27 protein-coding genes and 1 pseudogene are annotated in these 26,454 nt (G+C 75.0%); 14 read left to right on the top strand and 14 right to left on the bottom strand.

The genetic code is table 11. The features are described 5' to 3' along the window. Positions 1–117 precede the first annotated feature (117 nt). From ABD946_RS33830 to ABD946_RS33845, 4 genes are all read left to right on the top strand, one after another. A complete protein-coding gene (locus ABD946_RS33830; RefSeq protein ID WP_345289476.1) occupies positions 118–1,170 on the top strand; it encodes an NUDIX domain-containing protein in 1,053 nt (350 codons plus the stop codon). A 64-nt stretch (positions 1,171–1,234) separates the two neighbouring features. Further along, complete coding sequence (locus ABD946_RS33835) at positions 1,235–1,714, top strand: HIT family protein (protein ID WP_345289477.1); 480 nt, start codon at positions 1,235–1,237, stop codon at positions 1,712–1,714. Next, on the top strand, positions 1,711–2,217 hold the full coding sequence (locus ABD946_RS33840) for a PH domain-containing protein (protein WP_345289478.1): 507 nt from the start codon (positions 1,711–1,713) through the stop codon (positions 2,215–2,217). Before ABD946_RS33835 ends, ABD946_RS33840 begins: the two co-directional genes overlap by 4 nt. A gap of 10 nt (positions 2,218–2,227) precedes the next feature. Next, entirely contained in the window at positions 2,228–2,875 is a 648-nt protein-coding gene (locus ABD946_RS33845; RefSeq protein WP_345289479.1) for a DUF4184 family protein, read from the top strand. Between the two features lie 168 nt (positions 2,876–3,043). Here the strand turns inward: ABD946_RS33845 and ABD946_RS33850 are convergent, their stop codons facing one another. Continuing rightward, positions 3,044–4,408 (bottom strand): dipeptidase, encoded by a 1,365-nt coding sequence (locus tag ABD946_RS33850; RefSeq protein WP_345289480.1) that lies wholly within the window; start codon positions 4,406–4,408, stop codon positions 3,044–3,046. 211 nt (positions 4,409–4,619) lie between these two features. On the opposite strand from ABD946_RS33850, the pseudogene ABD946_RS33855 reads away from it, so the two are divergent. After that, a pseudogene (locus ABD946_RS33855) lies at positions 4,620–5,826 on the top strand (geranylgeranyl reductase family protein). 222 nt (positions 5,827–6,048) lie between these two features. On the opposite strand, the gene ABD946_RS33860 reads toward ABD946_RS33855, so the two are convergent. From ABD946_RS33860 to ABD946_RS43115, 4 genes are all read right to left on the bottom strand, one after another. Continuing rightward, on the bottom strand, positions 6,049–6,813 hold the full coding sequence (locus tag ABD946_RS33860) for an enoyl-CoA hydratase family protein (protein WP_345289481.1): 765 nt from the start codon (positions 6,811–6,813) through the stop codon (positions 6,049–6,051). Between the two features lie 151 nt (positions 6,814–6,964). Then, complete coding sequence (locus ABD946_RS33865; RefSeq protein ID WP_345289482.1) at positions 6,965–8,245, bottom strand: MFS transporter; 1,281 nt, start codon at positions 8,243–8,245, stop codon at positions 6,965–6,967. Positions 8,246–8,285: 40 nt separating this feature from the next. Then, complete coding sequence (locus ABD946_RS43110) at positions 8,286–8,909, bottom strand: hypothetical protein (protein ID WP_425558765.1); 624 nt, start codon at positions 8,907–8,909, stop codon at positions 8,286–8,288. 450 nt (positions 8,910–9,359) lie between these two features. Next, complete coding sequence (locus ABD946_RS43115) at positions 9,360–9,809, bottom strand: CBS domain-containing protein (RefSeq protein WP_425558769.1); 450 nt, start codon at positions 9,807–9,809, stop codon at positions 9,360–9,362. A gap of 386 nt (positions 9,810–10,195) precedes the next feature. Between ABD946_RS43115 and ABD946_RS33875 the strand changes: the two genes are divergently transcribed. Further along, positions 10,196–10,651, top strand: coding sequence for a DUF5994 family protein (locus ABD946_RS33875; RefSeq protein WP_345289484.1), 456 nt, complete (start codon positions 10,196–10,198; stop codon positions 10,649–10,651). Between the two features lie 179 nt (positions 10,652–10,830). Here the strand turns inward: ABD946_RS33875 and ABD946_RS33880 are convergent, their stop codons facing one another. Beyond that, positions 10,831–11,214, bottom strand: coding sequence for a hypothetical protein (locus ABD946_RS33880; protein WP_345289485.1), 384 nt, complete (start codon positions 11,212–11,214; stop codon positions 10,831–10,833). 186 nt (positions 11,215–11,400) lie between these two features. Between ABD946_RS33880 and ABD946_RS33885 the strand changes: the two genes are divergently transcribed. Both ABD946_RS33885 and ABD946_RS33890 read left to right on the top strand, forming a co-directional pair. Next, positions 11,401–12,180: a nucleotidyltransferase domain-containing protein gene (locus ABD946_RS33885; RefSeq protein ID WP_345289487.1), complete on the top strand. Its 780-nt coding sequence runs from the start codon at positions 11,401–11,403 to the stop codon at positions 12,178–12,180. 96 nt (positions 12,181–12,276) lie between these two features. After that, positions 12,277–13,038: an acyltransferase gene (locus ABD946_RS33890; protein ID WP_345289488.1), complete on the top strand. Its 762-nt coding sequence runs from the start codon at positions 12,277–12,279 to the stop codon at positions 13,036–13,038. Positions 13,039–13,084: 46 nt separating this feature from the next. Here ABD946_RS33890 and ABD946_RS33895 read toward each other — a convergent pair whose 3' ends face one another. The 4 genes from ABD946_RS33895 to ABD946_RS33910 all read right to left on the bottom strand — a co-directional run bounded on the left by ABD946_RS33895 (position 13,085) and on the right by ABD946_RS33910 (position 16,524). Beyond that, entirely contained in the window at positions 13,085–13,852 is a 768-nt protein-coding gene (locus ABD946_RS33895) for a class I SAM-dependent methyltransferase (RefSeq protein ID WP_345289489.1), read from the bottom strand. 116 nt (positions 13,853–13,968) lie between these two features. After that, positions 13,969–14,847 (bottom strand): dioxygenase family protein, encoded by an 879-nt coding sequence (locus ABD946_RS33900; protein WP_345289490.1) that lies wholly within the window; start codon positions 14,845–14,847, stop codon positions 13,969–13,971. A gap of 79 nt (positions 14,848–14,926) precedes the next feature. Continuing rightward, on the bottom strand, positions 14,927–15,871 hold the full coding sequence (locus ABD946_RS33905; RefSeq protein ID WP_345289492.1) for a helix-turn-helix transcriptional regulator: 945 nt from the start codon (positions 15,869–15,871) through the stop codon (positions 14,927–14,929). A gap of 53 nt (positions 15,872–15,924) precedes the next feature. Further along, complete coding sequence (locus tag ABD946_RS33910) at positions 15,925–16,524, bottom strand: TetR-like C-terminal domain-containing protein (protein WP_345289493.1); 600 nt, start codon at positions 16,522–16,524, stop codon at positions 15,925–15,927. 115 nt (positions 16,525–16,639) lie between these two features. Here ABD946_RS33910 and ABD946_RS33915 point away from each other — a divergent pair, with 115 nt between their 5' ends. Next, positions 16,640–17,866 (top strand): alpha/beta hydrolase family protein, encoded by a 1,227-nt coding sequence (locus ABD946_RS33915; RefSeq protein ID WP_345289494.1) that lies wholly within the window; start codon positions 16,640–16,642, stop codon positions 17,864–17,866. On the opposite strand, the gene ABD946_RS33920 is transcribed toward ABD946_RS33915, so the two are convergent. Next, positions 17,850–18,419 carry a HutD/Ves family protein gene (locus ABD946_RS33920; RefSeq protein WP_345289495.1) on the bottom strand — a complete coding sequence of 190 codons (570 nt, stop codon included), beginning with the start codon at positions 18,417–18,419 and terminating at the stop codon, positions 17,850–17,852. The two genes, ABD946_RS33915 and ABD946_RS33920, sit on opposite strands and share 17 nt — an antisense overlap. A 168-nt stretch (positions 18,420–18,587) precedes the next feature. Here ABD946_RS33920 and ABD946_RS33925 point away from each other — a divergent pair, with 168 nt between their 5' ends. After that, positions 18,588–19,436 (top strand): alpha/beta fold hydrolase, encoded by an 849-nt coding sequence (locus ABD946_RS33925; protein WP_345289497.1) that lies wholly within the window; start codon positions 18,588–18,590, stop codon positions 19,434–19,436. A gap of 36 nt (positions 19,437–19,472) precedes the next feature. Beyond that, positions 19,473–19,991 (top strand): GNAT family N-acetyltransferase, encoded by a 519-nt coding sequence (locus ABD946_RS33930; RefSeq protein ID WP_345289498.1) that lies wholly within the window; start codon positions 19,473–19,475, stop codon positions 19,989–19,991. A 143-nt stretch (positions 19,992–20,134) separates the two neighbouring features. On the opposite strand, the gene ABD946_RS33935 is transcribed toward ABD946_RS33930, so the two are convergent. Further along, positions 20,135–21,367, bottom strand: a complete 1,233-nt coding sequence (locus ABD946_RS33935) for an MFS transporter (RefSeq protein WP_345289499.1) — start codon at positions 21,365–21,367, stop codon at positions 20,135–20,137. Positions 21,368–21,534: 167 nt separating this feature from the next. Here ABD946_RS33935 and ABD946_RS33940 point away from each other — a divergent pair, with 167 nt between their 5' ends. From ABD946_RS33940 to ABD946_RS33950, 3 genes are all read left to right on the top strand, one after another. Next, a complete protein-coding gene (locus ABD946_RS33940; RefSeq protein ID WP_380148775.1) occupies positions 21,535–22,794 on the top strand; it encodes an ROK family protein in 1,260 nt (419 codons plus the stop codon). Between the two features lie 11 nt (positions 22,795–22,805). Continuing rightward, on the top strand, positions 22,806–23,318 hold the full coding sequence (locus ABD946_RS33945) for a DUF2199 domain-containing protein (protein ID WP_345289500.1): 513 nt from the start codon (positions 22,806–22,808) through the stop codon (positions 23,316–23,318). 289 nt (positions 23,319–23,607) lie between these two features. Next, complete coding sequence (locus tag ABD946_RS33950) at positions 23,608–25,044, top strand: aminotransferase class V-fold PLP-dependent enzyme (RefSeq protein WP_345289502.1); 1,437 nt, start codon at positions 23,608–23,610, stop codon at positions 25,042–25,044. A 6-nt stretch (positions 25,045–25,050) separates the two neighbouring features. Here the strand turns inward: ABD946_RS33950 and ABD946_RS33955 are convergent, their stop codons facing one another. After that, complete coding sequence (locus tag ABD946_RS33955; RefSeq protein ID WP_345289503.1) at positions 25,051–25,776, bottom strand: SDR family oxidoreductase; 726 nt, start codon at positions 25,774–25,776, stop codon at positions 25,051–25,053. Between the two features lie 240 nt (positions 25,777–26,016). After that, on the bottom strand, positions 26,017–26,403 hold the full coding sequence (locus tag ABD946_RS33960) for a VOC family protein (RefSeq protein ID WP_345289504.1): 387 nt from the start codon (positions 26,401–26,403) through the stop codon (positions 26,017–26,019). Between the last annotated feature and the right edge of the window lie 51 nt (positions 26,404–26,454).

Raw genomic sequence — 26,454 nt, forward strand, 5'->3', positions numbered from 1 at the left:
ACATGCCGTACGGCCGGGAAGCGACGGTCGCCCGACCGGGCAGGCATGGGCCGGGTCCGGGCGGGGGACGACCGGGAGGTGAGGGCCGGTGCACGACCGGCGAAGGGCGGGGGAAACGTGATCGTCTGGGTCAACGGGACGTTCGGCGCGGGCAAGACCAGCGCCTGCCGGGAACTGGTCGGCCTGCTGCCGGGCAGCGTGCTCTACGACCCCGAGCTGGTCGGCTACGGCCTGCGGCACATCCTGCCGCCGGACCGGATGGCCACCGTCTCGGACTTCCAGGACCTGGCCGCCTGGCGGCGGCTGGTGCCCGAGGTGGCGGCGGCCCTGCTGGCCGAGGTGCCCGGGCCGCTGGTGGTGCCGATGACGCTGCTGCGCGAGGACTACCGGGACGAGATCTTCGGCGCGCTGGCCGCCCGCGGCCTGGCCGTCCACCACCTGGTGCTGGACGCCGACGAAACGGTCCTGCGCGAGCGGATAGCCGCCCGCGAGGAGTGCCCCGACGACCCGGCCGCCAGCGCCCGGCTGCGGAGCTGGTGCGAGGAGCACCTGCCCCAGTACCGTGCCGCCCGCCGCTGGCTCAGCCGGGACGCCCACCTGGTGGACACGACCGGACTGACGCCCCGTCAGACCGCCGAACGGCTCGCCGAACTGGTCGAGCAGGGCACCGCGCGCTGCCCGATCGTGCAGAGCGCCGACTCCACCGGCGACACCGTGGCCGCCGCCGTCCTGCTCTTCGACGACCAGGACCGGGTGCTGCTCGTCGACCCGGTCTACAAGCCCGACTGGGAGTTCCCCGGCGGCGTGGTCGAGCGTGGTGAGGCCCCCACCGACGCCGCCCTGCGGGAGACCGTCGAGGAGCTCGGCCTGCGGCTGGAGGCCTCCGCGCTGCGGCTGCTCGCCGTCGACTGGGAGCCGCGCACCGGTCCGCGCCGCGGCGGTCTGCGGCTGATGTACGACGGCGGCCACCTGGACGCCACTGCCCGGGCCGCCCTGCGGCTGCCCGCCGAGGAGCTGCGCGGCTGGCGCTTCGTCACCCTGGACGAGGCCGCCGGTCTGCTCCCGCCCAACCGGCTGCGGCGCCTGGCCGCCGCGCTCGACGCGCGCGAGCGCGGCGAACTCCGCTACCTGGAGGCCGGACTGCCGGCCGCGGTGGGAGCGGGAGCCTGACCCGGCTCGACGCACAGCACGAACCGCACGAACCGCACGAACAGCACGGAACGGAACGGAACCGATGGACGACGGCTGGAAGAAGGACCGGATCGGCGCGGCGCTGCGGGGTGAGAACCCCACGGTGCTGCGCCGGCTCCCCGGCGGCTTCGCCGTGATCGGCGACGTGCAGTTCCTTCCCGGGTACACGGTCCTGCTCGGCGAGGACCCCGCCGCCGGACGGCTCTCCGACCTGACCCGCCCTCAGCGCACCGCCTTCCTGGACTCCATGGCCCTGCTCGGCGAGGCCGTCGAACGGGCCTGCGCCCGCCTCGATCCGGCCTTCCGCCGGGTCAACCTGGAGATCCTCGGCAACACCGACCCGTTCCTGCACGCCCACGTCTGGCCCCGCTACGACTGGGAGCCCGCCGACAAGGTCGGCCACCCCGTCTGGCTCTACCCGCGCGAGCACTGGACCGGGCCGGCCCACGCCCTCGGCCCGCGGCACGACGCGCTGCGCAGCGCGATCACCGAGGAGCTCGACCACCTCGGGGACGCACCGTGAACGACGACCGCACCGTGGAGTTCGTGCCCCGGGACGAGCGGATCAGGCTGACCGTGCTCGCCGTTCTGCTGCTGGCCTTCGGGCTGCCCCAACTGCCGGAACTGGTGCGGGCCTGGGGCGTCCCCGAGGACGAGCTGATCCACTTCCCGCAGTGGATGTTCTGGCTGATGTTCGGCGGCCCCGTCGCGGTGGGCCTGGCCCTGCTCGGCCGGGTCGGCCTGCTCGGCCTCCGCGCCGACGCGCAGGGACTGGTCAACCGGTCGCTGGTCGAGACCCGGACGACGCCGTGGTGCGAGGTGGCCGCCATCGGGTACCGCCCGCGCCACACCTGGGGCCCGGCCGGAGCCGCCGGCCTGGTCCTGACGGACCGCCAGGGCCGGGACACCCACCTCGCCTCCACCGCCCCGTCGCCCGGGGACGGCGCCGCCCAGGAGGCCCGGCTGTCGCGACTCCACGCACTGCACACCGGCCACCTGACGGCGTGTCCGAGCTGCGGCTCCTAGCATCGGCGGTGTGCCCTTCACCTTCAGCCACCCCGCCGCCGTCCTGCCGCTGCTCGGGCGCGGGTCGTGGGTGGCCGCCGGGCTGGTGGCGGGGGCGATGGCGCCGGACGTGCCGTTCTTCGCCGAGTCGGTGCTGCGGGGGAGTTACCGCTACGGCGGGCTGACGCACCGGTGGTGGGCAGTGCCGACGGTGGACGTGGTGATCGCAGGGGCGGCGGCGGCCTGGTGGTACGGGGTGGTCCGGCCCGAGCGGCGGAGCGCGGCGCCGCTCGGGTGGTTCGCCCTCTCGGCGGCCGTCGGGGCCGGCACCCACGTGCTCTGGGACTCCTTCACCCACGAGGGCCGCTGGGGCGTCCGGGTCCTTCCGGTGCTCGACACCCGGGTGGCCGGCGTCCCCCTCCACACCGTGCTCCAGTACGGCACTTCGCTCCTCGGCCTGGCCGCCCTGGCCCCGCACCGCTCCGCCCTCGGCCGCGTGACCCCCGGCGCCGCCGCCGTCCTGACCGCGGCCGCCGCCGCGGGCGCCCTGCACCGCCTGGCCCGCCACGAACGCGGCCGGATCGACGAGCTCTGCTTCGGCGCCGGCACCGGCGCGGCCCTCGGCGCGACGCTGCTCGGCGCCCTGCGGCGGTCAGCCCCGGCGGGCCGCCGCCCGTAGGTCGGCCAGGGTGAGCACCCGGTAGCGGTCCTCCTGGTTAGTCGAGGACCTGCTGGTCCTCCTCCCAGCTGCCGGGGCTGAGCAGGACGGTGGTGATCGCGGACATGCTCCCATGATGACGGAGAGCGTGCCCGGCCCGGCAGCCGGGCCGGGCCGGCGGAGGGTGGGTCAGGCGGTGCGGGCGGCGGCGTAGTTGCGGAGGAAGAGGGCCTCGGTGAGGGACATCTTCTCCAGTTCCCGCGGGTCGACGCTCTCGTTGACGGCGTGGATCTGGGTGGTGGGGTCCTCGACGCCGATGAGGATGATCTCGGCTTCGGGGTAGAGGGTGCGCAGGGTGTTGCAGAGCGGGATGGAGCCGCCCTCGCCGGAGACGACCATGGGGGTGCCGAAGGACTCCCGCATGGCCTCGGCCATCGCGGCGTAGGCGGGGCCGCTGGTGTCGGCGCTGAACGGGGAGCCGCTGCCGAGCCGCTCGACCACGGCGTGGGCGCCGAGCGGGACGGCCGCCTCCAGGTGGGCCACCAGGGCGTCCTGGGCGGCCTTCACGTCGGTGCCCGGCGGGACGCGCAGGCTGACCCGGGCCGTGGCGGCGGACTGGACGGAGGAGGCGCCGCCGACCACCGGCGGGCAGTCGATGCCGAGCACGGTGACGGCCGGGCGGGCCCAGAGGCGGTCCGCCACGGTGCCGGTGCCGGTGAGGGCGACGCCGTCCAGCACCTTGGCGTCGGCGCGGAACTGCTCCTCGGAGTACTGGACGCCCTGCCAGGTCTGACCGGTGGTCAGACCTGCCACCGCGCAGTCGCCGTTCTCGTCGTGGAGCGAGGCGAGCACCTTGACCAGGGCCTGCAGCGCGTCGGGGGCGGCGCCGCCGAAGGCGCCGGAGTGCAGGTTCCCGGCCAGGGTGGTGATGCTGATCGAGGCCTCGGCGATGCCGCGCAGCGAGGCGGTGACGGTGGGCAGGCCGGGGGCGAAGTTGCCGGTGTCGCCGATCACGATCACGTCGGCGGCGAGGAGTTCGGGGTGGGCCTCGGCGTAGCGCTCCAGGCCGCCGGTGCCCTGCTCCTCGGAGCCCTCGACGATCACCTTGAGGCCGACGGGGTAGCCGCCGTCCACCTGCCGCAGCGCGCGCAGGGCGGTGAGGTGCATCAGGACGTTGCCCTTGCAGTCGGCCGCGCCGCGCCCGTACCAGCGGCCGTCGCGCTCGGTCAGCTCGAAGGCGGGGGAGTGCCAGCCGGACTCGTCCAGCGGGGGCTGCACGTCGTAGTGCGAGTAGAGCAGTACGGTCGGGGCACCCGCCGGTCCGGGGAACTCGGCGTAGACGGACTGGGTGCCGTCGGGGGTGTCCAGCAGCCGGACGTCCGTCAGGCCCTCGGCGGCGAAGGCGTCGGCGACCCACCGGGCGGCCTTGTGGCACTCCTCGACGGGGAACTGGCGGGGGTCGGCGACGGAGGCGAAGGCGACCAGGTCGGTGAGGTCGGCCTTGGCCCGCGGCATCAGGTCGCGGACGGCCGTCGCCAGGGACTGCTCGGTCATCAGGAGTGCTCCGGGGGTGGGGAGGGCACCGTGGGAAACCAGGTGTTCGGGTGGTTTCGATCATAGGCCGCCACTCCTGGAGGGCTGGATCCTCCGCAGGTCCGGCGCACTAGGATTGCTGCCTGTGACTGACACCGGTAGCACCCTCGGCCAGGACCTCTCCGACCAGCCCGCCGTGCCCGGGCCCGATCCTGACGCCGCGTCGGACGCCGTGGCGCGGGAGCAGGACCCGCTGGGCGGCGTGTGGGACGTGGTGGTGGTCGGCGCGGGCCCGGCCGGATCCTCGGCCGCGTACGCGGCGGCGAAGCAGGGGCGCCGGGTGCTACTGCTCGACAAGGCCGAGCACCCCCGGTACAAGACCTGCGGCGGCGGCATCATCGGCCCCTCCCGGGACAGCCTGCCGGAGGACTTCAAGCTCCCTCTGCAGGACCGGGTGCACGCGGTCACCTTCGCGCTCGGCGGCCGCTTCACCCGCACCCGTCGCTCGAAGCGGATGCTCTTCGGCCTGGTGAACCGGGGACGAGTTCGACCTGCGTCTGGTGCAGTCCGCCGAGCAGGCCGGGGCGGTGCTGGTCACCGGCGTCACGGTCAGCGGGGTCGAGCAGCCCGAGGGCCCCGGCCTCGGCAGCGGACGGACCGTCACCGTCACCACGGCGGACGGCCGCCGGATCGAGGCCCGCGCGGTGGTCGGCGCCGACGGCAGCGCCAGCCGGATCGGCCGCCACGTCGGGGTCTCCTTCGACCAGATCGACCTCGGCCTGGAGGCGGAGATCCCCGTCCCCGAGCAGGTCTCCCGGGCCTGGGAGGGCCGCATCCACCTGGACTGGGGGCCGCTGCCCGGCAGTTACGGCTGGGTCTTCCCGAAGACCGACTCCGGCTCGTTGACCGTCGGGGTCATCTCGGCCCGCGGCGACGGCGAGGCGACGAAGCAGTACCTGGCCGAGTACATCCGGCAGTTGGGCCTGAGCGGGTTCACCCCGAGCGTGGAGTCCGGCCACCTGACCCGCTGCCGGGCCGAGGACTCACCGCTCTCCAAGGGGCGGGTGCTGGTCGCCGGCGACGCGGCCGGGCTGCTGGAGCCGTGGACCCGGGAGGGCATCTCGTACGCGCTGCGGTCGGGCCGGCTGGCCGGCGAGTGGGCGGTCAAGGTGGCCGAGGCGGACGGCACGACGGACGTCCGCCGGCAGGCGCTCAACTACGCCTTCGCCGTCAAGGCCGGGCTGGGCGTGGAGATGCGGGCCGGCAAGGTGATGCTCGGCGCCTTCGAGAAGCGGCCGCACCTCTTCCACGCCGCCGTCTGCCTGGTCGGCCCGGCCTGGCGGGCCTTCGCCCGCACCACCCAGGGGCACACCACCTTCGCCCAGATCATGCGTGACTACCGGGCGGCCCGCCGGCTGGCCTCGGTCGCCGCGCGCTGAGGAAGTGGTGATGCCGGGGGCGCGGGGCCCTGCTGATCGGCGGCTCCGCCGCGGGGCGCGCGGGGGAACGGCAGTACGTGCAACCGGCTGACGTGCCCCGATCTCACGCTGGTCCGCCTTCCGTACCCGCGCCCGCGCGGCGGAGCCGCAGGTCAGCAGAGCCTCGCGCCCCCGGGGTGACCACCGTCACCAGCCAGGTGCTGCCGTTCCCCTGCGGGACGCCTACTGCGCCCAGGGGGCCGGGCGGCGCTCCAGGAAGGCCCGCATGCCCTCCTGGGCCTCCGCGGAGCCGAACAGCCGCGCCGACTGGGCGACGCGCTCCTCGGCGTCCTGCTCGAACGACGCGACCACCCCGGCGTTGGCGAGCCGCTTGGTCTCGGCCAGGCCCTGCGGCGAGCACAGGCGGAAGGCGTCCAGGAAGACCTTGAGCGCCGCCGCCACGTCCTGCGTCGCCTCCGTGACCAGGCCGATCCGGGCCGCCTCCACCGCGTCGAAGGTCTCGCCGGTGAGGTAGTACCGCGAGGCGGCGCGCGGGTCGAGCTTGGGCCGCAGCGGGAGCGAGATGACCGCCGGGGCCAGACCGAGGCGGACCTCGGTGAAGGCGAAGGTGGACTGCGGGCCGGCCACCACCAGGTCCGCGGCGCCGAGCAGGCCGAGGCCGCCCGCCCGGACGTGGCCGTCGACCGCCGCGACCACGGGCTTGGGGCAGTCCACGAGGGCCCGCTGGAGGTCGACCAGCCCGCGCGGTCCGACCGTCGGGTCGTCGCCGGTGGCCTCGGAGAGGTCGGCCCCGGCACAGAACACCTTGCCGGTGTGGCCGAGCACGACCGCCCGCACGCCGGGGTCGGCGGCCGCGTCGGCCAGACCCCGCGTCAGTTCCGCCATCAGCCGGGTGGAGAGGGCGTTGCGGTTGTGCGGGGAGTCCAGCTCCAGGGTGGTGACGCCATCGGCGGTGGTGACGCGGACGAACGGTACCTCGCGGGTCATCGCGGCTGTCCTGCTTTCCGACTGAGGGTGTTTCGGACTGAGGGTGTTTCGGACGTGGGCCGGGCGGGCGGGCCGGGTGGGCCCGGGCCCACCCGGCCGGTGACAGGACTCTGACACGCCCACCCCGCCCCCGGCCAGAGCACCACGGCGATCACGTCACCGTGGCTCCCGTCACACCGGCGGTCGCCCGCCGCACCACCACCGGCATGGCCAGCGCCGCCACCGCGAAGACCACCCCGGTCATCACCCATCCGGCCAGCCCGAGCGGCAGCACCAGCGTGGTGACCAGCACCGGACCGAGCATCAGCGCCGCCGCCTGCCCGGAGTTGAAGACGCCCTGGTAGACGCCGTGCCGCCCCTCCTGCGCGAGTTCGTAGCTGAGCGCCCACGCCGCCGCCTGGGTGGTGACCTCCCCCAGCCCCTGGAGCAGCACCGCGCCGACCACCAGCAGCGCGGCGGCCCAGCCGGGCAGCCCGTGGGCCAGGCCGAGCACCACCCAGCAGAGCCCGACCAGCAGACCCCCGTACCGGAAGACCCGGCCCGCCCCCGCGACGGTCCCGGTGCCCCGGGCGGCCCGCACCTGGAGCAGCACCACCATCAGGGTGTTGACGATCAGTGAGCCGGCCACCAGCACCCGGGGCGCCTCGGTGTGGTCGACGATCCAGAGCGGCACGCCCACCTCCAGCAGGGGGAACTGCAGGCAGAGCACCGCGTTGAGCAGGGTGACGGCCAGGAAGGTCCGGTCCCGAAGCGCCGGGTTGCGCCCGCCCGGCCCCGCCTCCTCCGGGCCGGCCCCGGCAGCGCGCTCCACCGGCGGGACGGCCAGCGCGTAGAGCACCGCCACGACCGCGAAGCTCGCCGCGTCGGCCAGGATCGCGGTCACGTAGGCGCCCGGGGTGTCCACGTGCAGCACCAGCGCGGCGGCGGCCGTGCCGAGGCCGATGCCCACGTTGGTGACCACCCGCAGGTACGCCCGCCCGACCACCCGCCGCTCGGGCGGCAGCACCTCGGCGTAGAGCGCGCTGCGGACGGCGGCCGAGCCGCGGTCGGCGGTGGCCACCACGCAGGCCAGCGGCAGGAAGAGCGCGTAGTCGCGGACCACCGCGTAGCCCACCATGCCGACCGCCTCCACGGTGACCAGCCCGATCAGCACCGGCCTGACGCCCCACCGGTCGGCGGCCCGCCCCGCCGGGATGCCGGCCAGCACCCCGCAGATCCCCGCCAGGGTGAGCGCGAGGCCGACCCGGGCGGGGCCGAAGCCGAGCACCCGGGTGAAGTAGAGGACCCCGAGGGCCATGGACAGCCCGTTGCCGAGGCAGTTGACCAGGGTGATGCCGGAGAGCCGGCGGATCGTCCGGTCCGGGTGGAGCAGGCGGTCCCGGAGGCGCTCGCGGGCAGGGGAGGGCCGGGGCCCGAGGGTGGTGGAGGTCATGCACCGATCCCACCGCCTGCGGGCCGGGCGCGTAACTGATTTAGGGTATGGCTGAATCGTCGGCCCGTTGGTGGGGGAAATGCACCGGTTCCGGCTCAGCACCGAGGCGTTGGCCAACGCCTCCTTCGCCCTCTCCCCGCTCCAGGAGACCGCGCTCGGCCTGCGGCTGTGGACCCACCCCGGCCGTTACCCCGTGCAGGCACCCTGGGCCGAGGTGCTCCGCCCCGCCTTCGAACGGCTGCCGGGCGCGCCGCTGCTGCTCTCCCTGGTGGGCCGCAACCGGTACGTGCCGGACTTCCTGACGCCCCGTCCGACCACCCCGCAGCCCGACTTCCACGCCGAGCTGGCGGTGGTCCGCGCCCTGCCGCCCGAGCGGCTGGCGGTGGAGCTGCGCGCCGCCCACCTGCCGCACGAGCAGCCGCTGCCGCCGCTGCTGGCCGAGGGCCTCGCGCGCGACCCGGCGGAACTCCTCGCCCGGATCGCCGACGCGCTGGCGCAGTACTGGGAGGACTGCCTCGCCCCGCTCTGGTGGCCCCGGGCCCGGCCGGTGCTCCAGGCGGACCTGGTGCACCGCTCCCGGATCTTCGCCGAACGCGGCGCGGCGGCGCTCTTCGCGGACCTGGACCAGCGCCTGGAGTGGGCGGACGGCGTCCTGACGATCCATCGGGACTGGGGCGACGCGGACACCGACATCACGGTGGCCGCGCGGGGGCTGGTCTTCACCCCGACCTGCTTCGCCCGGGGCGCGATCACCTCGATCAGCCACGACTACCCGCCGTCGATCGTCTACCCCGCCCGGGGCCAGGGCGCGATGTCCCCCACCCCGCAGGCACCGCCGGCCCCGGCCGCCCTCGAACTCCTCCTCGGCGCCCCCCAAGGCCCGCCTGCTCGCCCTGCTCGCCGAACCGGCCTCCACCACCGAACTCGCCGCCCGCCTCGGCGTCACCCCCGGCGCGGTCAGCCAGCACCTCTCGGTCCTGCACGCCACCCGCCTGGTCACCCGCACCCGCAGCGGCCGCCTGGTCCTGTACACCCGCAGTCCCCTCGCCGACGAACTCCTCGGCTGACGGCGGCCCGGTCGGCGCCCGCCCCGGTGTCGCGTCCCGGCCGCTCCTCACCCAGCGCCCGCAGCGGGGCTGCGAGCCGGGGAGCGGGGAGCGGCCGGCCCTCCCCGAGGCCCCGGAGGATCGGCAGGCCGAGTCCGTCCATGACGGCCGAGGTGGCGGGTGGCGGCGGTGGAGGTGAGGACGCCGACGAGGTAGCCGTCGTCGTCGACGACCGGCCAGACCGTCAGGTGCTTGATCCGCATCGCGAGGACGGCCAGCACCAGGTCCATCGCGGGCCAGGTGAACGGACCGCGCTGGTGGCCGACTTCGCGCACCCGGGTGCGCAGGGTGTACCAGGAGGAGGCGTGGAACGCGTGCAGTCCGCTGCGGGTGACCAGGCCGTGGCAGCGGCCGTCGTGGTCGCGCACCACGAGGTAGTCCACGTGGGCCGCGCGCAGGACGTCCTCCGCCCGTTCGACGGTGCTGTCCGTCGTGATCTGGTACTCCCACGGCACCATCGCATCGCCGACCGTGGGCCGTCTCGTCACCTCGTGCGGCCGGGTGGGGCCGGTGCCCGGGACGGACCGGACGCCGAGGACGGACGGCGTGCTGAGGGTGAGGGCGGACTGGATGTCGCGCGCGGTCTGGGTGGTCACGGTGTTCACCGTTGCCTGTCCCCCGGACGGGGTACGAGGTGCCCGGGTCGTCACCCAGAACGAGGCCGGATCGACTACCGGAGTGCGAAGTGCCCTGGATGCCCCCTACCCTACGTCCCCGTCCGCCCCGGCGGGCATCACCGCGCAGTAGGGTTGGCAGCAGCCGAGGAACGCGCACGCCGGCACCGCACCGGTGGCCCCTGGGCCTGAGAGGTCCTGAACCCAGGGACCGGAACGCGGACCACGTGATGCAGATTCCGCTCCCCACCCCCTCTTCGTCCGGCTCGTGGACCGTTCCGGTGTTCCCGCTGCTGCCGCGCCTCTCGCTGGAACCGACCCTGGCACGCGACGGCGTCTTCGACGGTGCCTGGTGGCCCCGCTCGGGCCACCTCCTGGACGAGCTCCCGGACTTGATCACTGCTCTGACCCGCCACCTCGGCCGCATCGTCCGCGTAGGCCTGGACACTTCGGCCTGGGACGAGGCTCCGCGCTCCCTGGAGGTCGACGGACTGGCCGTCAGGATCGGCCGGTACTCCGGCAGCACGGCCACGATCAGCCTCACCTGCGGCTTCCAGGACCACTACCTCCTCCTGGTGGTGCCGCCGCGCACCGCTCCGGCGGCCGCGCGGGCCGCGATGGCCGGAGCCGCGAGCACCGGCAACCACACCCCCGCCGCCGAGCTCCTGCCGGCCCCGGGCCGATGACCGTACGACGGGTCGGGAGGCCGGCCCGGACCGAGCGGCCGGAGTGCGGCGGAGCGGCTCGGCCGCGTCGCTCGCAGTCGGCCGGTACCCGTCCGGAGGCCCGCCGGCCCTCCCGGGGACGCCGACGCCGGGCGGAGCGGCTGCGGGCCGCCCCGCCCGGCGCCGGGCCGGGGTCCGGGTCAGGCGTTCGCGCAGATCACGAAGACGCTGATGCCGACCGAGCTGGTGTTCCCCTGGCGACCGAGGCCGACCCAGCCCCGCCCGTCGTCGGTCGGGAAGCTGCCGACCAGGGTGGCGTCGTTGCCGCGCGCTTCGGCCCCGCCGCCGAGGGCTCGCTTGCCGGCCGGGCAGGAGACCGTACGTCGCTGGAAGTTGGGCACGTTGGCGTTCGGCAGCGTCACCAGCTGGATGCCGTCCACGGCCCGGACGGCGGCGGCCGGCTCGGCCCGCTGCTCCGAGCCGGCCGCCCGGTCCTCGGCACCGGCCTGGGCGGCGATGCCCATCCCGACGGTCAGCGCCACCGCCAGCAGACCCGCCCCGAACGCTCGCTTGTTCCGCAGCATCTCTGATCCCCTTCCGAGCGGCGAGCCGATCGGTTCGGACTCGCACCACCAAGCGCATCGGCCGCCCACCCCAGGGGAGTTGAGCCAAACCCCACCCCAGGGCGAACCGGAAGCACGGGCCCACGAACCATCCGCCCGCCGCCCGGCCCCGCACCCGGTGGGCGTACGGCGGGTAGCGTGGTGCGGATGGATCACGACAAGGGCCTGGACGCCGACGGACACTTCGTCAGGGAGGGCTCGCTCGACCGGGTGCAGCCGGAGTTCGCCGGGCTGGTCGACGCGGCCCGAGCCGCGATCGTGGAGACGTACGGTCCGGACCGGCTGCACAGCGGCTACCTCTACGGCTCCGTCCCGCGCGGCACTGCCCGGCCCGGCCGCTCCGACCTCGACCTGCTGCTCGCCCTGCACCGCCCGCCCACCGCGGCCGACCGCGCCGACGCCGACCGGACGGCCGCGCGGCTGGACGCCGCGCACCCGGAGGTGGACGGCGTCGGGGTGCTGCTCTTCGACACCGCCACCCTGCTGAGCGAGCCGGAGCGGTACGACCTCGGATGGTTCCTGGCCTGCCTCTGCACCCCGCTGCTCGGCCCCGACCTGGCCGCCGACCTGCCCCGCTACCGGCCGAGCTCGCTGCTGGCCCGGGAGACCAACGGCGACTACCCGCTCCACCTGGTCCGATGGCGGGGCGGGCAGGGGACGGTGCGCGGCATCTGCCGAGTGACCGTCAGGAGCGCGTTCACGCTGGTGATGCCGCGCTGGGGCGGCTGGACCAGCGACCTGCTGCGCTCGGCCGAGATCGCCGGGTCGTACTACCCCGAGCGCGCGGAGCAGCTGCGCACCGTGGCGCTGGCCGCGCTGGACCCCGTCCCCGACGAGTCCGCCCGACGGCTGGTCACCGAGGAGCTCGGACCCTGGCTGGCCGCGGAGTACACCGCCGTGCACGGCACCAAGGCGCCCCGGCCCTGACGGGTCGGTGCGCGCGGTGGCCGACCGCTCCCACCTGGTGTGACCTTGCTCCCTCCGCCCTGCCCGGCGGCGGAGCGGACCGATAGCGTGGGGCGCATGTCGAACTCCAGCTCGCTGCTCACCGCCGTCCGCGACCGAGGCCGCCGTGCCGCCGGGCGGCTGGTGCACCGCGGCTGGGGGCTGGTGCAGAAGCTCGGTGCGGTCTCCAACCGGAACCCCGGGCCCTACCGCTTCCGGGAGTTGGGGGACGGGACCAAGCTGGCCTTCCCGCTCGGGGCGGTCTTCAACGAGCAGTGGATCACCATCGGCCCGTTCTCGATCATCGGCGAGCGGGTCACCATCTCGGCGGGTTTCCTGCCCGGGCTGGACCTCGGGCCGGAACCGATCGTGCGGATCGGCGGGGGGTGCGTGATCGGCCGGGGCAGCCACGTCGTCGGCCACGAGTCGATCACCCTCGGGGACGACGTCTGGACCGGCCCGTACGTCTACATCACCGACACCGCGCACTCGTACCACGACACCGACCTGCCGATCGGCAAGCAGTGGCCGCGCAACGCGCCGGTGGAGATCGGCTCCGGGTCGTGGATCGGCACCGGGGCGGTGATCCTGCCGGGCGCCCGGCTGGGGCGCAACGTGGTGGTGGCGGCCGGATCGGTGGTCAACGGGGAGGTGCCCGACCACGCGGTGGTGGCCGGGGCGCCGGCCAAGGTGGTGCGCAGCTGGTCCGAGCTGGACGGCTGGCAGCCGCCGCTGCGGCACGAGCCGCCGACGGCGATCCCGGAGGGGGTCACCGCCGAGCAGCTGCGGGCGCTGATCGGCTGGGACCTGCGGCTGCCGGGGGAGGGTAGGGCCTCCTGACCCGGCGTCAGGCCGGCCGGCGGTACCCGCAGCAGCTCGGCGGTGCTCAGGCCGGTCGGCGGGCCTCGATCAGGAAGCGGGCGGAGTGGGCGACGAACGGGCCCTCCGCCTCGATCCGCCCGTGCAGCTCGCGCAGCCGGTCGCGGTACTTCTCCACGGTGAAGCCCGGCACCATCCAGACCACCTTGCGCAGGAAGTAGACCACCGCGCCGATGTCCAGGAACTCGGTGCGCAGCCGCTCCGGCCGAAGGTAGACCACCTCCAGCCCGGCCGCCCGGGCCTGCTCGGCCTCGTCCTCGGGGTGGCGGGCCCGGCGCACCTCCTCCGGGAGCGGCCCGAGGAAGTACTCCACCAGCTCGAAGACGCTGGCCGGGCCGACGTGCTGGGCGAGGTAGCTGCCGCCCGGGCGGAGCACCCGGTGGATCTCCTCCCACCAGGGGCGCACCGGGTGACGGCTGGTCACCAGGTCGAAGGCGGCGTCCGCGAAGGGCAGCGGCGGCTCGTCCTGGTCGGCCACCACCGCGACGCCCAGCGGGTGCAGCCGGGCGGTGGCCTTGGCGACGTTCGGCGGCCAGGACTCGGTGGCCACCATCAGGGAGGGGAACGGGGCGGCGCCGGCGAGCACCTCACCGCCTCCGGTCTGCAGGTCCAGCGCGGCCCGCACTCCGGGCCGGGCCAGCCGGGCCCGGAGCGTGCGCTGGTACCCCCAGGACGGTCGCTGCTCGGTGGCACGGCCGTCCAGCCAGGAGAAGTCCCAGCCGTCGACGGAGACGGACTCGGCCTCGGCGACGAGGTCCTCGAAAGTACGTGACATAACGGGATCATCGCGTGCGAAACGGACCGGCGGCAAACGAATTCGCCGCCGGTCCGCCCGGGGTCCCCCCTGTTCGGCCCCGGGTACTGGGGGAGGTGGAGCCGGAGGGGCCTCGGTCAGAGGCGCTGCCAGAGCGCCGGGACGTTCGGCGGCTCCCAGCCGGGGTAGGCGGTGTGGGCCTGCAGGCAGCGGTAGGTGACGCCGTTGTAGGTGACCTGGTCGCCCGCCTTGTAGCTCGCGCCGGCCTTCCAGGTGGTGGTGCCACCGGTCGGGCTGGGGGACGGGCTCGGCGTTCCGGGCGAGGACGGCGACGGCGAGGGGGACGGGGTCTGCGGCACGTTCAGCACGAAGTCGTACGTGCCCTCCTTCGCCGAGCCGATCTGACGGACGTTCATCAGCAGCCGGGCGTCGAAGATGGTGTCGGTGCTGTTGCGGGGCTCGTTCGGGAAGTACAGCTGGGTGGTGAGGATCGGCCGGTTCGGGGCCTGCACCTTGACGTGGATGTGGCGGGTGCGCCCCGGGTAGAGGCCGGGCACGATCGTGGTGAGGCTGAACGCGCCCTGGGCGTTGGTGAACTGGTGGCCGCGGAAGGTGAAGCCGGTGTTGTCGTAGGCGCCGTTCACGTCGGCCTGCCAGAAGTCCAGCAGGGCGCCGGCGATCGGCAGGCAGGCCGAGCCGAAGACGTAGCCGCTGACGGTCAGCCGGGTGCCCGGGGTGCTGTCGGTGATCAGCGAGCTGCGCAGCGGGGAGTTGGGCTTGAAGTACGGGCCCTCGGTCTGCGGGATCGTCGGGTCGTCGTGGTCGTCGCAGAACGGCGTGGGCTCCAGGTCTGCGCCGGTGCCCCGCTGGTCGCGGGCCAGGGCGCGGCCGGTGCCGATCAGCAGCGGGGCGGCGCCGGCCACGGCGAGGCCCTTGAGCATGGTCTTGCGGCTGAACCGGCGTTGGCCGGGCTCGGCCTCGGTGCCGGGCAGCTCGGGGTCGTGCTGTGCGGACATGGCGGTGGAACCTCCGGTGTGGGGGCATGACCACTGTGGGGGCGCGGTCATGACAGCCGACGGGCGGGCAGCAGTGAACCTACGGGCCGTCGGGGAGGCTCGCGATGGACGGCAGCCGGGGATCGTGGTGAATTTCTCCGACGCCCCGCTCACCGCCCCGCTCGGCGGCCCAGCCGCCCGGTTCGGCGGCCCGGCCGCGGAACTCGCCGGGGCTCATTCCGGTCTCCCTCCGGAAGAAGCGGCAGAAGTACGCCGGGTCCTCGAAGCCGCTCTCCCTGGCGACCTGACGGACCGTCAGGGAGGTGCGGGCGAGCAGCAGCTTGGCCCGCATGGTCTGCCGCTGGCGGATCAGCCGGCCGGGCGTGCGGCCGGTGGCCTGCTTCACCAGCTCGTGCAGGTGGCCGGGGGAGACGCCGAGCTCGCGGGCGCAGTCCGCCACCGAGCGCCCCGGCTCGGCGATCAACCGGCCGAAGGCGGCGGCCAGTTCGGCGGCCCGGCCGGGCGCGGCGGCACCGCCGTCCGGGGTGGCGGCGGAGGCGGCGCGCAGCGCGCGGACGACCAGGATGTGCAGGTAGGAGCGGAGCATCCCCGCGTACCCCTCCGCCAGGGTGCGGTACTCGCGGTCCAGTTCGCGGAACAGCGCGGCCACTTCGCCGGCGGCCGGGCCGAGGTCGCGCCAGGGGCGGGTGGCCAGGGTGCGCAGCGCGGTGACGTCCTCCGGATGGGAGAGCAGGAAGTCCTCGTCGAACAGCAGGACTTGGCCGGTCAGGCCGTCCGCCGCCTCCCAGTGGTGCAGCTGGCCGGGGGCCACCACGTACAGTTGCGGCGGCTCCAGCGGCCAGTGCGCCAGGTCCACCACGTGGGTGCCGCGGCCGCCGGTGACGTGGACGATCTCGTAGAAGGTGTGCCGGTGCGGGAAGTCGGCCCTGGACAGCGCTCCGATGGTGTCGAAGGAGCCGATGGCGAACGGCAGCACCTGGGGCTCGGGCACCTGTAACCGGTGGACGGGGAACTCGACGGTCATCCGTGGAGTCTGCCGCCGGGGGCCGTCAGTGGTCCAGACCAGAGTGTGATCGGTCAGGCCCGCAGGGCGGCGTGCAGCATCGCGGTCAGCCGGTCCAGGTACGCGGGCGTCGCGGGGGCCCGGACGACCGCGAGGTGCCAGTAGAGCGGCCCGGCGAGCAGGTCGAGGGCGGCCGTGAGGTCGAGCCCGGCCGGCAGTTCGCCCCGGTCGACGGCGCGCTCCAGCATCCGGGTGGCGCGGGCCCGGCGCGGGTCCCGCACGGTGCTGAGCAGGGCCTCGCCCAGTTCGTGGTTGCGGCCGCCCTCGGCGATCAGGTCGGGGAGGATCCGCAGCACGAGCGGATGGCCCAGTCCCTGGGCCATCTCGGCCAGGAAGGCCGCCAGGTCACCCCGGAGGGTGCCGGTGTCGACCGGCTCGGGGGTGGCCGTGACCAGCTCCGAGAGGAGGGCGAGGGTCATGTCCTGCTTGGAGGACCAGCGCCGGTAGATGGCCGCCTTGCCCGCGCCGGCCCGCTTGGCCACCGCCTCCAGGGAGAGCCTGGCGTAGCCGGTCGCGGCCAGCTCGGCGAAGAAGGCCTCGGTGATCGCGGCCGTCACGGAGTCCTGGAGCACGGGGCCGCCGGCCGGGCGCGGAGTGGTGGGGGTGCCTGCCATGGCCGCGATCCTACGCGATACGGAACGGTTGCGTCTCGGCTGGCGGCGGCGTACCGTCGGGGTCATAGTCGAGACGGAACCGTTCCGTCTCGGCGCCGACGGAGGTGTGCGCACCATGAAGTTCCTGTTCGAGAACGAGTCGTTCTCCTTCGAGACCCTCCGGGCGGCCGGCTTCGCCGGCGACGGGGGCGCCGACCTGGGCGAGGTGGTGGCCACCGCCGGCCGGATCGCCGAGGGCGACGAGGACGCCTGGCTGCGGGAGTGGACGGCGACCGCCGAGCGCGTGCACGGCACCGGCGACCGCGCCCTGGCGGCCGGGGCCCGGGTCAGTGCGCGGGAGGCGCTGCTGCGCGCTTCGAACTACTACCGCACCGCCGAGTTCTTCCGCCGCGAGGACCCGGCCCACGACCCCGAGGTCCAGCGGCTCTCGGCCCTCTCCCGGGAGACCTTCGCCGCCGCGGTCGAGCTGATGGACCGTCCGGTCCGGGCGGTCACCGTCCCGTACGAGGGCACCGGCCTGCCGGGGTACCTGTTCCTGGTGGACGACTCGGGCACCCCGCGGCCCACCATCGTCTTCACCAGCGGCTTCGACTCCACCCTGGAGGAGTCCTACTTCGTCATCGCCGCCGCCGCCATGCGCCGCGGCTACCACGTGCTCGCCTACGACGGCCCCGGCCAGGGCGCCGCGCTGCGCCTCCAGGGCCTGGTCTTCCGGCCCGACTGGGAGGCGGTGGTCACGCCCGTGATCGACCACGCGCTGACCCACCCCGAGATCGACCCCGACCGGCTGGTGCTGTTCGGCTACAGCCTCGGCGGACACCTGGCGGCCCGGGCCGCCGCGTTCGAGCACCGGCTCGCCGCGCTGGTGCTCGACGACGGCCTGTACAGCTACCACGAGCCGCACCTGACCGGGATGCCGCCGTTCCTCGCGGAGTGGGTGACGGCCGGCCGGGACGACGTCGCCGGGCCCGTGCTGGACCTGGTGATGCGGACCAGCACCCAGGTCAACTGGGCGATGCGGAACGGGATGTGGACCTTCGGCGCCTCCTCGCCCTGCGACTACGTCCGCCGCACCGCCGCCTACACCCTGGACGGCGTCGCCGGGCTCATCGACTGCCCGACCCTGGTCCTGGACGCCGAGGACGACCAGTTCTTCCGCGGCCAGCCGCAGCGGGTCGCGGACGCCCTCACCTGCCCGCACGAGCTGGTGACGCTGCGGGAGGAGGACGGCGCGGGCGAGCACTGCCACATGGGGGCGATGGCCCGCTTCCAGCAGGTCACCTTCGACTGGCTGGACACGGTGCCGGTCCTCCGGCCCGGGCCCCTCACGCCCGAAGGGTGACCACCGCGACCACGCCGTCCACCCGCAGCCGGTCCTCGCCCTCGCCGGTCAGCAGCGCGGCGTCGTACCGCCCCAACGAGACGTCGGCAGAGCCGAGTTCGGCGGTGCCCGCGAGGCAGACCAGCAGGACGGCGGTGCCCGGCGGGACGGTCACGTCCCGCTGGAAGTCGGCGATCTCCACCTCGGCGGAGGCCTTGCCCCGACGGGTCATCACGTTGAAGTCCACCACCGGGCCGCCGAGCAGCACGCAGTCGGTCGTGGCGTCGCCGGAGAAGGCGAACGGCCGGTACGGCTCGGCGATCCGGTGCTCGGTGCCGTCCACGGTGAGCGCCATCCCGGCGCCCTCGACCACCGTGATCACCCGGTCCACCTGCTCGAAGCGGGAGAACGGGCCGCCCTGCGCCACGTCCGCGAGGCTGACCCGCCAGTGGAAGTCCGCCAGTCCCGCCCCGGACGGGTGGCCGGCCACCTCGCGGGTGATGCCGCCGCCGTTCAGCCAGGGGGTGGCGGCGCGCTGCCCGGCCGGGAGCACCTGGACCTGAACCGTCGTCATCTTCTCGCCTCACTGCCGCTGGTGCCGGTGCCGGCCGCCCCCGCACGGAGCCTGGGACCGCCGGTCCCAGGGTAAGCGCTGCTCTCCTCCCGCTCCCGGCGGCCCGGCAGAGTCTCTCCCGTCAGCAGGAGAGAGCCCCAGCGGGGCCGCACATGAGGAGCCGTCACCATGCCCGTCGTCCCCGTCGCCGATGCCCAGGTCCAGTACGACGTCACCGGCAGCGCCCCCGGCGTCCCGCTGCTCCTGGTGCACGGCACCGGCTCCGCCGGAGCCGCCGTCACCTGGGGCCGGACCGCCCCGCGCTTCGCCGCCTCCCGCACCGTGCTGACCCCCGACCTCTCCGGCACCGAGCGCACCACCGACGCGGGCGGTCCGCTCACCGTCGAGGGCCTGGCCGCCCAGGTGATCGCCGTGATCGAGCACGCCGGACGCGGCCCGGTGGACCTGCTGGGCTTCTCGATGGGCGCCCCGGTCTCGGCGGCCGTCGCCGCCCTGCGGCCCGACCTGGTCAACCGCCTGGTCCTGGTGGCCGGTTGGGCCCACACCGACGGCGACGAGCACCTGCGCAACCTGTTCACCGTCTGGCGGACCGTCGGCCGCCTGCTCCCCGACTCGGACGCCTTCGGCCGCCACGTGACCATGACCGGCTTCAGCCGCGGCTTCCTCAACGCCATCGGCCGCGAGCAGGTCGAGCAGCTGGTCCCCAACCTGCCGCCCACCCCCGGCACCCTGCGGCACGTCGACCTCGACCTGGCCGTCGACATCCGTGCGCTGCTGCCCCGCGTCAGCGCGCGGACGCTGGTGATCGGCGGCACCCAGGACGCCACCGTCCCGGTGGAGCACAGCCGGGAGCTGGCGGCCGCGCTGCCCTCGGCGCGGTACGCCGAGGTGGACGCCGGGCACGTGCTCTTCTTCGAGCGGGAGGACGAGTTCGTCGAGCTGGTCGAGGGCTTCCTGGGCTCGGTCGCGGGCGGCGGAAATGCGCGGGCGGAGCGGGGGCTGGTTCGGGCAGCATGACGCCCGTTCGGATCCCTGCGGTGAGAGGCGGTAGCGGTGGCGGCGGTCTTCGAGACGGAGCGGTTGGTCGTGCGGCAGTGGGTCGAGGGGGACCTGGAGCGGGCCCTCGACACCTACTCGCGCTGGGAGGTGGCGCGCTGGCTGGGCGCCACGCCCCGGGCCTGGGAGGGGCGGGCGGACGCCGAGGCCTTCCTGGAGCGCTGCCGGGTCCGCTCGGCGGATCCCCGGTACGGGGTCTGGGCGCTCGAACGGCGGGACACGGGGGTGGTGGCCGGCTCCGTCCTGCTGGTGCCGCTGCCGGGCGGCGACGGCGAGGTGGAGGTCGGCTGGCACCTCCACCCCGACAGCTGGGGGAACGGCTTCGCCACCGAGGCCGCCCGGGGCGCCCTGGCCAAGGGCTTCGCGGAGGGCCTGACGGAGATCCACGCGGTCGTGTACCCGGGCAACGAGCCGTCCATGGCCGTCTGCCGCCGCCTCGGCATGACCGCCCAGGGGCGCACCTCCCGCTGGTACGGCGTCGAGCTGGAGGCCTTCCGGATCGGGCGCACCGCCTAGGAAGCGCACCGCAGGGGTACGGCAGCACCTGCGACTGGCTGATGTGCCCTCAGTTGCAGGTGTGCCGCCTTCCGGTTCGCGCAGTTCCTCGCGCCCCTGGGGCCTGCGGCCCCGAGGGCGCTGCCCTTCCGGGCGACGGGCCGTCAGGCCGCGCGGCGGGGGCGGGTGGCCAGGGCGAGGGCTCCGGCCAGGGCGGCGGCCGCCGCGACGGTGGTGAGGGCGAGGGGGAGGCTGGTGGCGTCGGCGAGGAACCCGATCACCGGCGGGCCGACCAGCATGCCCGCGTAGCCGAGGGTGGAGGCGGTGGCCACGCCCCGGGGGCCGCCGATGGCTCCGGCCTGGGCGATGGCGAGGGGGAAGACGTTGGCCAGGCCGAGGCCGACCAGGACGAAGCCGGCCAGGGCTGCGGTCAGGGTCGGGGCGAAGGCCGCGAGCAGCATCCCGGCGCAGGCGGTCAGGCCGCCGCCCAGGACCACCCGGGTCTGCCCGAGCCTGACGGCCAGCCAGGTGCCGCCGAGCCGTCCGGCCGTCATCGCGAAGGCGAAGGCGGCGTAGCCGGTGGCCGCCGATCCGGCACTCACCTTGACGTCGTCGGTGAGGTGCAGGGTGGCCCAGTCCGCGAGTGCGCCCTCGCCGTAGGCGGTGAAGAGCGCGGTCAGGCCGAGCAGGACGACCAGGAGGCGGGCGTGCCGGGCGGGCCGGGGAGCGGCGGAGGCGGTGGAGGGAGCGTCGGGCTTGCGGGGGGCCGGCTGCGGGGCGCGCAGCAGCACCGCTCCGGCGACGGCGGTGACGAGCAGGCCGAGTGCTCCGCCGAGGGCCAGCGCCCAGGCGGTGGAGAGCGAGCCGGAGAGCAGGCCGCCGGCCGCCGCCCCGAGCAGGCCACCGAGGCTGTAGCCCGCGTGGAAGCTCGGCATGACGGGCCGTCGGAGTTCCTCGACCAGGTCGACGGCGGCGCTGTTCATCGCGACGTTGGCCGCACCGTAGCCGGCCCCGAAGAGCAGCAGGACGCCGCCGAGCACGCCGACCGAGGAGGTGTGGGCGGGGAGCACCACGGCCAGGCTGAGCAGGGCCAGCGAGCCGACCGTCACGGGGCGGCTGCCGTAGCGCACGCAGAGCCGCCCGACCAGGGCCATGGTGGCCACCGCGCCGGCGGAGATGCAGAGCAGGGCCAGCCCGAGGGCGCTGTGCGAAGCGTTGACCTGGGCCCGGACGTCCGGGATCCGGACCACCCAGGAGGCGAACAGGAAGCCGTCCACGGCGAAGAACGCGGTGAGGGCGGTGCGGGCGGCGGGCCAGGAGCGGGAGCGGGAGCGGACGGGGCCGGCCGGGTGAAGGTGGGCTGCGGAACGGGCGCGTGTTTTGTTCAGTAGCGGCACAAAAGCACAATAGACGAGTGCCGCACACGCCTTCAAGCCCGAACCCGCCCGGCAGCACGGGCCCCCGCCCGACGGAGCGCTCGACGGAGCGCCCGGGGGAGCGTCAGACCGACCGCCCGGTGGAGCGTCAGCCCGACCACCCGACGGTGCGTCAGACGGCCGGAGCCCTGGCCGCCGCCCTCCCGCGCCTCGCCGCCGCCGAGGGCTCCGGCACGCAGGGGCGCCGGGCCGCGCCCGACCGAGGTCGTACGCTGCTCGGCCCCGCGCTCGCGCTGGTGCACACCGGCCAGGCGCCGACCCGGTCGGTGCTCACCGGCGCGCTGGAGGTGACCCGGGCCACCGCCGGCGCGGTCAGCGCCGAGCTGGAGGCGCTCGGGCTGATCACCGTCGACTCCAGCCCCGCCGGCGGCGGCCGCGGCCGCCCCTCGCACCGGCTCTCCATCGACCCCTCCGGCCCGGTGGTGACGGCGGCTCAGCTGCACGCGGACGGCATCAGCGTGGCGCTGGCCGGGCTGGGCGGGCAGTTGGAGCCGCCCGTCCACCTGCCGCTGCCCGCCGCCACCGACCCGGTCCGGCTGCTGCGCGCCGTCGCCGAGGCCGGGGCCGCGCTGGCCCGGGCCTCCTCCCGCCGCTGTCTCGGGGCCGCCCTCGCGCTGCCCAACCCCGTCACCGAGCCGGACGGCACGGCGCTCGCGGCGCTGCACTTCTCCTGGCCCAGCGGCACCCCCGTGGCCGACCTGTACGCCGAGGAGGTCCGCAAGGCCGACCACGGACCGCGCGCGCTCAGCCCCTTCCCGAGCGCCGTCGCCAACGACGCCAACCTGGCCGCCCTGGCCGAGCACCGGCACGGCGCGGGCCGGGGCGCCCGCCACGTCCTGCTGGTCACCTCCGGCCACCGGGGCGTCGGCGGGGCCCTGGTGATCGACGGCCGGCTGCACACCGGCAGTGCCGGACTGGCCCTGGAGGTCGGCCACCTGACGGTCGATCCGCAGGGCCGCCGCTGCCTCTGCGGCAACCAGGGCTGCCTCAACTCCGAGACCGACCCCGAGGCCCTCTTCGCCGCGGCCGGCCGCACCCCCGACTCGGCCCGGCCCCTGCTCGCCCAGGCCCGCGAGCTCGCCGCGGACCCCTCGGCCCTGCCCGCCGTCCACCACGTGGTCGACCGCCTCGGCCTCGGCCTGGCCGGGCTGGTCAACATCCTCAACCCTGACCGCATCGTGCTCAGCGGCCTCCACCTCGACCTGCTCGCCGCCGCCCCCGAGCGCCTCGCCTCGGTGGTCGCCGAGCGCTGCCTCTGGGGACGCAGCGGCCGGGTCCCCATCGTCCCGGCCGAGGTCACCCACGCCGGGCTGGTCGGCGCCGCCGAACTGGCCTGGGCCCCGTACCTCCACGACCCCCAGTCGGTGCTGCCGGTGGGTGGTGCGTAAGCTCACCGCTCATGTCCCACGCACACGACTGCGCCTGCTGCGGCGAGCACCACGACGGCCCGCCGATGGCGTACGCCCCCACCGACCCGCCGGGCTGGAAGCGGTCCTACCGCTTCCGGCGCGACAGCTTCCTGTCGGAGGAGCAGTGCGTGATCAAGGGCGAGCACTTCTACGTGCGCGGCGTGGTCCGGCTGCCGGTGACCGACGCCGACGAGGACTTCGACTGGGGCGTCTGGGTCTCCCTCAGCCGGGACAGCTTCGACCGGATGCACGACCGCTGGGAGGACCCGGCCCGGACCGAGGAGCCGCCGTACTTCGGCTGGCTCTGCACCGAGCTGCCGTACGACGAGTCCACCCTGCTGCTGAAGACCCACGTCCACACCCAGGCCGTCGGCACCCGCCCGCTGATCGAGCTCGAACCCACCGACCACCCGCTGGCGGTCGAGCAGCGTGAGGGCATCACCACGGCCCGGGTCCGCGAGTTCGCCGAAATCCTGATGGGCCCGCAGGTCGCGGACCGGTAGCCTCCCGGCACCGCACGGCTGCGGGAGGTGCTGGGCAGGGCGGAGCGGGTCGTGATCACCGAGGCGCTGCCCGGGCAGGAGGACGAGCCGCGACGATGCGCCGGCGGCTGGGGAAGGGTATCTGCGGCTGACCCGAAGTCCTCTTTCGACAAAGGGGGTTGGGGAATCCGGGCAGCTGGAGTGGCAGCGGTCCGGCATTGGCCGGAGGATGGCAGCACACCAGTCAGGTGACCCGGAGTTCGGCCGATCGTGGCACTCCGGGGTGGGGACGCGGCAGGGAGTAGTGGCCATGGCCGGCTCCAACGGGGGTGCGAGCGGGGGAGCGGACGGGGGCGGGGGCGAGCGGGACTTCGCGGCGCTGCGGGCCGAGGAGTTCCCGTACCTGGACGCCTCGGGGCAGGCCTACCTGGACTACACCGGTGCCGCGCTGCCGCCGCTCTCCCTCGTGCGCGGCCACGCCGAGCGGCTGGCCTCGGCGGTGTACGGGAACCCGCACTCGGCCAGCCCGTCCTCCGGGCTCTCCACCCGGCTGGCCGAGGAGGCGCGGCGGGCGGTGCTGGAGTTCTGCGGGGCCCCGGCCGAGGAGTACGTGGTGGTCTTCACGCCGAACGCGACCGGGGCGCTGCGGCTGGTCGCCGAGGCGTACCCGTTCGGGCCGGGGCGCGGGCTGCTGATGCTCGGCGACGACCACAACTCGGTGCTGGGGATCCGCCGTTACGCCCGCCCGGCCGGAGCGCCGGTCACCGTGGTCGCGCCCGGTCCGCAGCTGCGGACCGGCACCGCCGACCTGCTCGACGGCCTCGCGGAGGCGGAGCTGAACGGCGGGCCCGGGCTGTTCGCCTTCCCCGCGCAGTCCAACGCGACCGGGGTGCGGCACCCGCTGGAGTGGGTGGAGCTGGCCCGGGCCCGGGGCTGGCAGGTGCTGCTGGACGCGGCGGCGTACCTCCCGACCGGCCCGCTCGACCTGGCCGCGGTGCCCGCCGACTACGTGGCGCTCTCCTGGTACAAGATCACCGGCTACCCGAGCGGCGTCGGCTGTCTGGTCGCCCGTCGGGAGTCGCTGGAGGTGCTGCGGCGGCCGTGGTTCGCCGGGGGCACCGTGCTCGCCTCCTCCTCGCACACCGACTGGCACCTGCCCGCCCCGGCGCCCGAGGGCCTGGAGGACGGCACGCTGGCCTTCCTCTCCCTCCCCGACGTCACCGCCGCCGCCCGCTGGCACACCGCCCTCGGCTACCCGGCGCTGCGCGAGCACACCGGCCGGCTGACCGCCCGGCTGCTCGACGGCCTGACCGGGCTGCGGCACCCCGACGGCGCCCCGGCCGTCCACCTGCTCGGGCCTGCCGGCACCGAGGCCCGAGGTCCCACGGTCACCTTCAACCTGCTCCGGCCCGACGGCACCGAGATGGACGAGCGGCTCTGCCAGCGGGCCGCCTCCGCCGCCGGGGTGAGCATCCGGACCGGCTGCTTCTGCAACCCCGGGGTGGCCGAGCAGTACAACGAGCTGACGCCCGAGCTGGTCCGCGCCGTGCTGGCGGGCGCGGGCCCGGCGGACCTGGCCGACGTGGACGACTACCTGCGGCTGCTCCCGGTCCGTGCCCAGGGCGCCGTGCGGGCCTCGGTCGGGGCGGCCACGGCGGCGGCGGACGTCGACCGGCTGCTGACGGTCTGCCAGGACCTGGTGGAGCGTCAGCAGCCGGATCCGAGCGATCCCCGGACCGGGTGCTGAGCGGGTTCAGCCCTGCTGGCCGGTGGCGGCGAGCACGATCTCCCGGACCGTCACCTGCGGCGGCTGCCCGTACGCGTACGCGACCGCCTGGGCCACCGCCTCCGGGTCGAGCGCCCCGCCGGCCGACTCCTTCCAGGCCTGGTAGTCCTGCTTGATCCGGTCGTCGGTGGTGTGCGAGAGCAGCTCCGTCTCGACCGCGCCGGGGGCGATCACCACCACCCGGACCCCGCTGGGGGCCAGCTCCTCGCGCAGGTTCTCCGACATGGCGTGCACCGCGAACTTGGTGCCCACGTACGCGGTGTGGTTCGGGAAGGTCTTGCGACCGGCGACCGAGCTGATGTTGACGATCGTGCCGCGGCCCCGGGCCACCATGCCCGGCAGCACGGCGTGGATGCCGTACAGCACGCCCTTCACGTTGAGGTCGATCATCCGCTCCCACTCGTCCGGGTCCTGGTCGGCGATCCGGCCGAGCAGCATCGCCCCGGCGTTGTTGACGATCGCGTCGGCCGGGCCGTACGCCTCCTCGGCCTCGCGGACGGCCGCGTCCAGGGCCTGACGGTCCGTGACGTCGACCTTGCGGCAGAGGGCGTCCGGCAGGCCGAGCGCCTCGAGGCGGTCCAGCCGACGGGCCAGCAGGAGCAGCGGGTGGCCCAGGGCGGACATCCGGCGGGCGGTGGCCGCGCCGATGCCGGAGCTGGCGCCGGTGATCACGATCAGGGGAGCGGAGGGCACGGCGGGGTCCTCTCGGGCCGGGTGGTGGTCTGCCGGGATTCAGCAGACCACCGCCCGTTCCGGGCCGCCACGGCAGCGCCGCGTCCGGGTTAGGGGCTGTCTCCTTGATGGGGTCGGCTGTGACACCCTGCGGCTCCGCCGCGTGGGGCCGCGTCGTCGGAGGGCCCCTCCTGCCCGTCGGCGGGCAAGGAGGGTGCGTGCCCCGGCGGCGCGGCCCCGGGCCCATCAAGGAGAGAGCCCCTACGCGTCGACGTCCTGCGGGTACCAGCGCAGCTCGACGGTGTTGCCGTCCGGGTCCTTCAGGTAGACCGACTGGGCGTCGCCCCGGGCGCCGAAACGGCCGTCCGGGCCGTCGATCACGTCGAGGGCGCCGGAGTCGATCACCTCCTGCCAGTCCAGCGGGTCGACCACCAGACAGAAGTGGTCCACGTTGGACGCCTCCCGCGGGCGGGCGAACAGGTCGATGATCGTGCCCTCGGAGACCCGGACGGACGGGAACGACACCTTCCCGGCCCGCCACTCCTCCACCCGCACGCCCTCCAGGCCGAGCGTCTCCGTGTAGAACGCCAGCGAACGCTCCACGTCCCCGACGTTCAGCACCAGGTGGTCGAAACCCTTCACGCGCATGACAACCCCCGTCTCGGAGCGGGGTGTCCTTACTGACGCCCCGTCAGTGGA

The sequence above is a fragment of the Kitasatospora albolonga genome, from assembly GCF_039535905.1.
GTDB lineage: Bacteria > Actinomycetota > Actinomycetes > Streptomycetales > Streptomycetaceae > Kitasatospora > Kitasatospora albolonga.

Coding starts and splice junctions, on each gene's coding strand:
- ABD946_RS33945 (WP_345289500.1), top strand. CDS start 22,806: ATGTCCCACGCACACGACTGCGCCTGCTGCGGCGAGCACCACGACGGC.
- ABD946_RS33900 (WP_345289490.1), bottom strand. CDS start 14,847: ATGTCCGCACAGCACGACCCCGAGCTGCCCGGCACCGAGGCCGAGCCC.
- ABD946_RS43110 (WP_425558765.1), bottom strand. CDS start 8,909: ATGGATCGTCAGGACGCCGTCCGCCCACTCCAGGCGCTGGTCCAGGTC.
- ABD946_RS33950 (WP_345289502.1), top strand. CDS start 23,608: ATGGCCGGCTCCAACGGGGGTGCGAGCGGGGGAGCGGACGGGGGCGGG.
- ABD946_RS33880 (WP_345289485.1), bottom strand. CDS start 11,214: ATGCTGCGGAACAAGCGAGCGTTCGGGGCGGGTCTGCTGGCGGTGGCG.
- ABD946_RS33835 (WP_345289477.1), top strand. CDS start 1,235: ATGGACGACGGCTGGAAGAAGGACCGGATCGGCGCGGCGCTGCGGGGT.
- ABD946_RS33910 (WP_345289493.1), bottom strand. CDS start 16,524: ATGGCAGGCACCCCCACCACTCCGCGCCCGGCCGGCGGCCCCGTGCTC.
- ABD946_RS43115 (WP_425558769.1), bottom strand. CDS start 9,809: ATGGTGCCGTGGGAGTACCAGATCACGACGGACAGCACCGTCGAACGG.
- ABD946_RS33895 (WP_345289489.1), bottom strand. CDS start 13,852: ATGTCACGTACTTTCGAGGACCTCGTCGCCGAGGCCGAGTCCGTCTCC.
- ABD946_RS33885 (WP_345289487.1), top strand. CDS start 11,401: ATGGATCACGACAAGGGCCTGGACGCCGACGGACACTTCGTCAGGGAG.
- ABD946_RS33960 (WP_345289504.1), bottom strand. CDS start 26,403: ATGCGCGTGAAGGGTTTCGACCACCTGGTGCTGAACGTCGGGGACGTG.
- ABD946_RS33905 (WP_345289492.1), bottom strand. CDS start 15,871: ATGACCGTCGAGTTCCCCGTCCACCGGTTACAGGTGCCCGAGCCCCAG.
- ABD946_RS33920 (WP_345289495.1), bottom strand. CDS start 18,419: ATGACGACGGTTCAGGTCCAGGTGCTCCCGGCCGGGCAGCGCGCCGCC.
- ABD946_RS33860 (WP_345289481.1), bottom strand. CDS start 6,813: ATGACCCGCGAGGTACCGTTCGTCCGCGTCACCACCGCCGATGGCGTC.
- ABD946_RS33890 (WP_345289488.1), top strand. CDS start 12,277: ATGTCGAACTCCAGCTCGCTGCTCACCGCCGTCCGCGACCGAGGCCGC.
- ABD946_RS33865 (WP_345289482.1), bottom strand. CDS start 8,245: ATGACCTCCACCACCCTCGGGCCCCGGCCCTCCCCTGCCCGCGAGCGC.
- ABD946_RS33925 (WP_345289497.1), top strand. CDS start 18,588: ATGCCCGTCGTCCCCGTCGCCGATGCCCAGGTCCAGTACGACGTCACC.
- ABD946_RS33875 (WP_345289484.1), top strand. CDS start 10,196: ATGCAGATTCCGCTCCCCACCCCCTCTTCGTCCGGCTCGTGGACCGTT.
- ABD946_RS33850 (WP_345289480.1), bottom strand. CDS start 4,408: ATGACCGAGCAGTCCCTGGCGACGGCCGTCCGCGACCTGATGCCGCGG.
- ABD946_RS33915 (WP_345289494.1), top strand. CDS start 16,640: ATGAAGTTCCTGTTCGAGAACGAGTCGTTCTCCTTCGAGACCCTCCGG.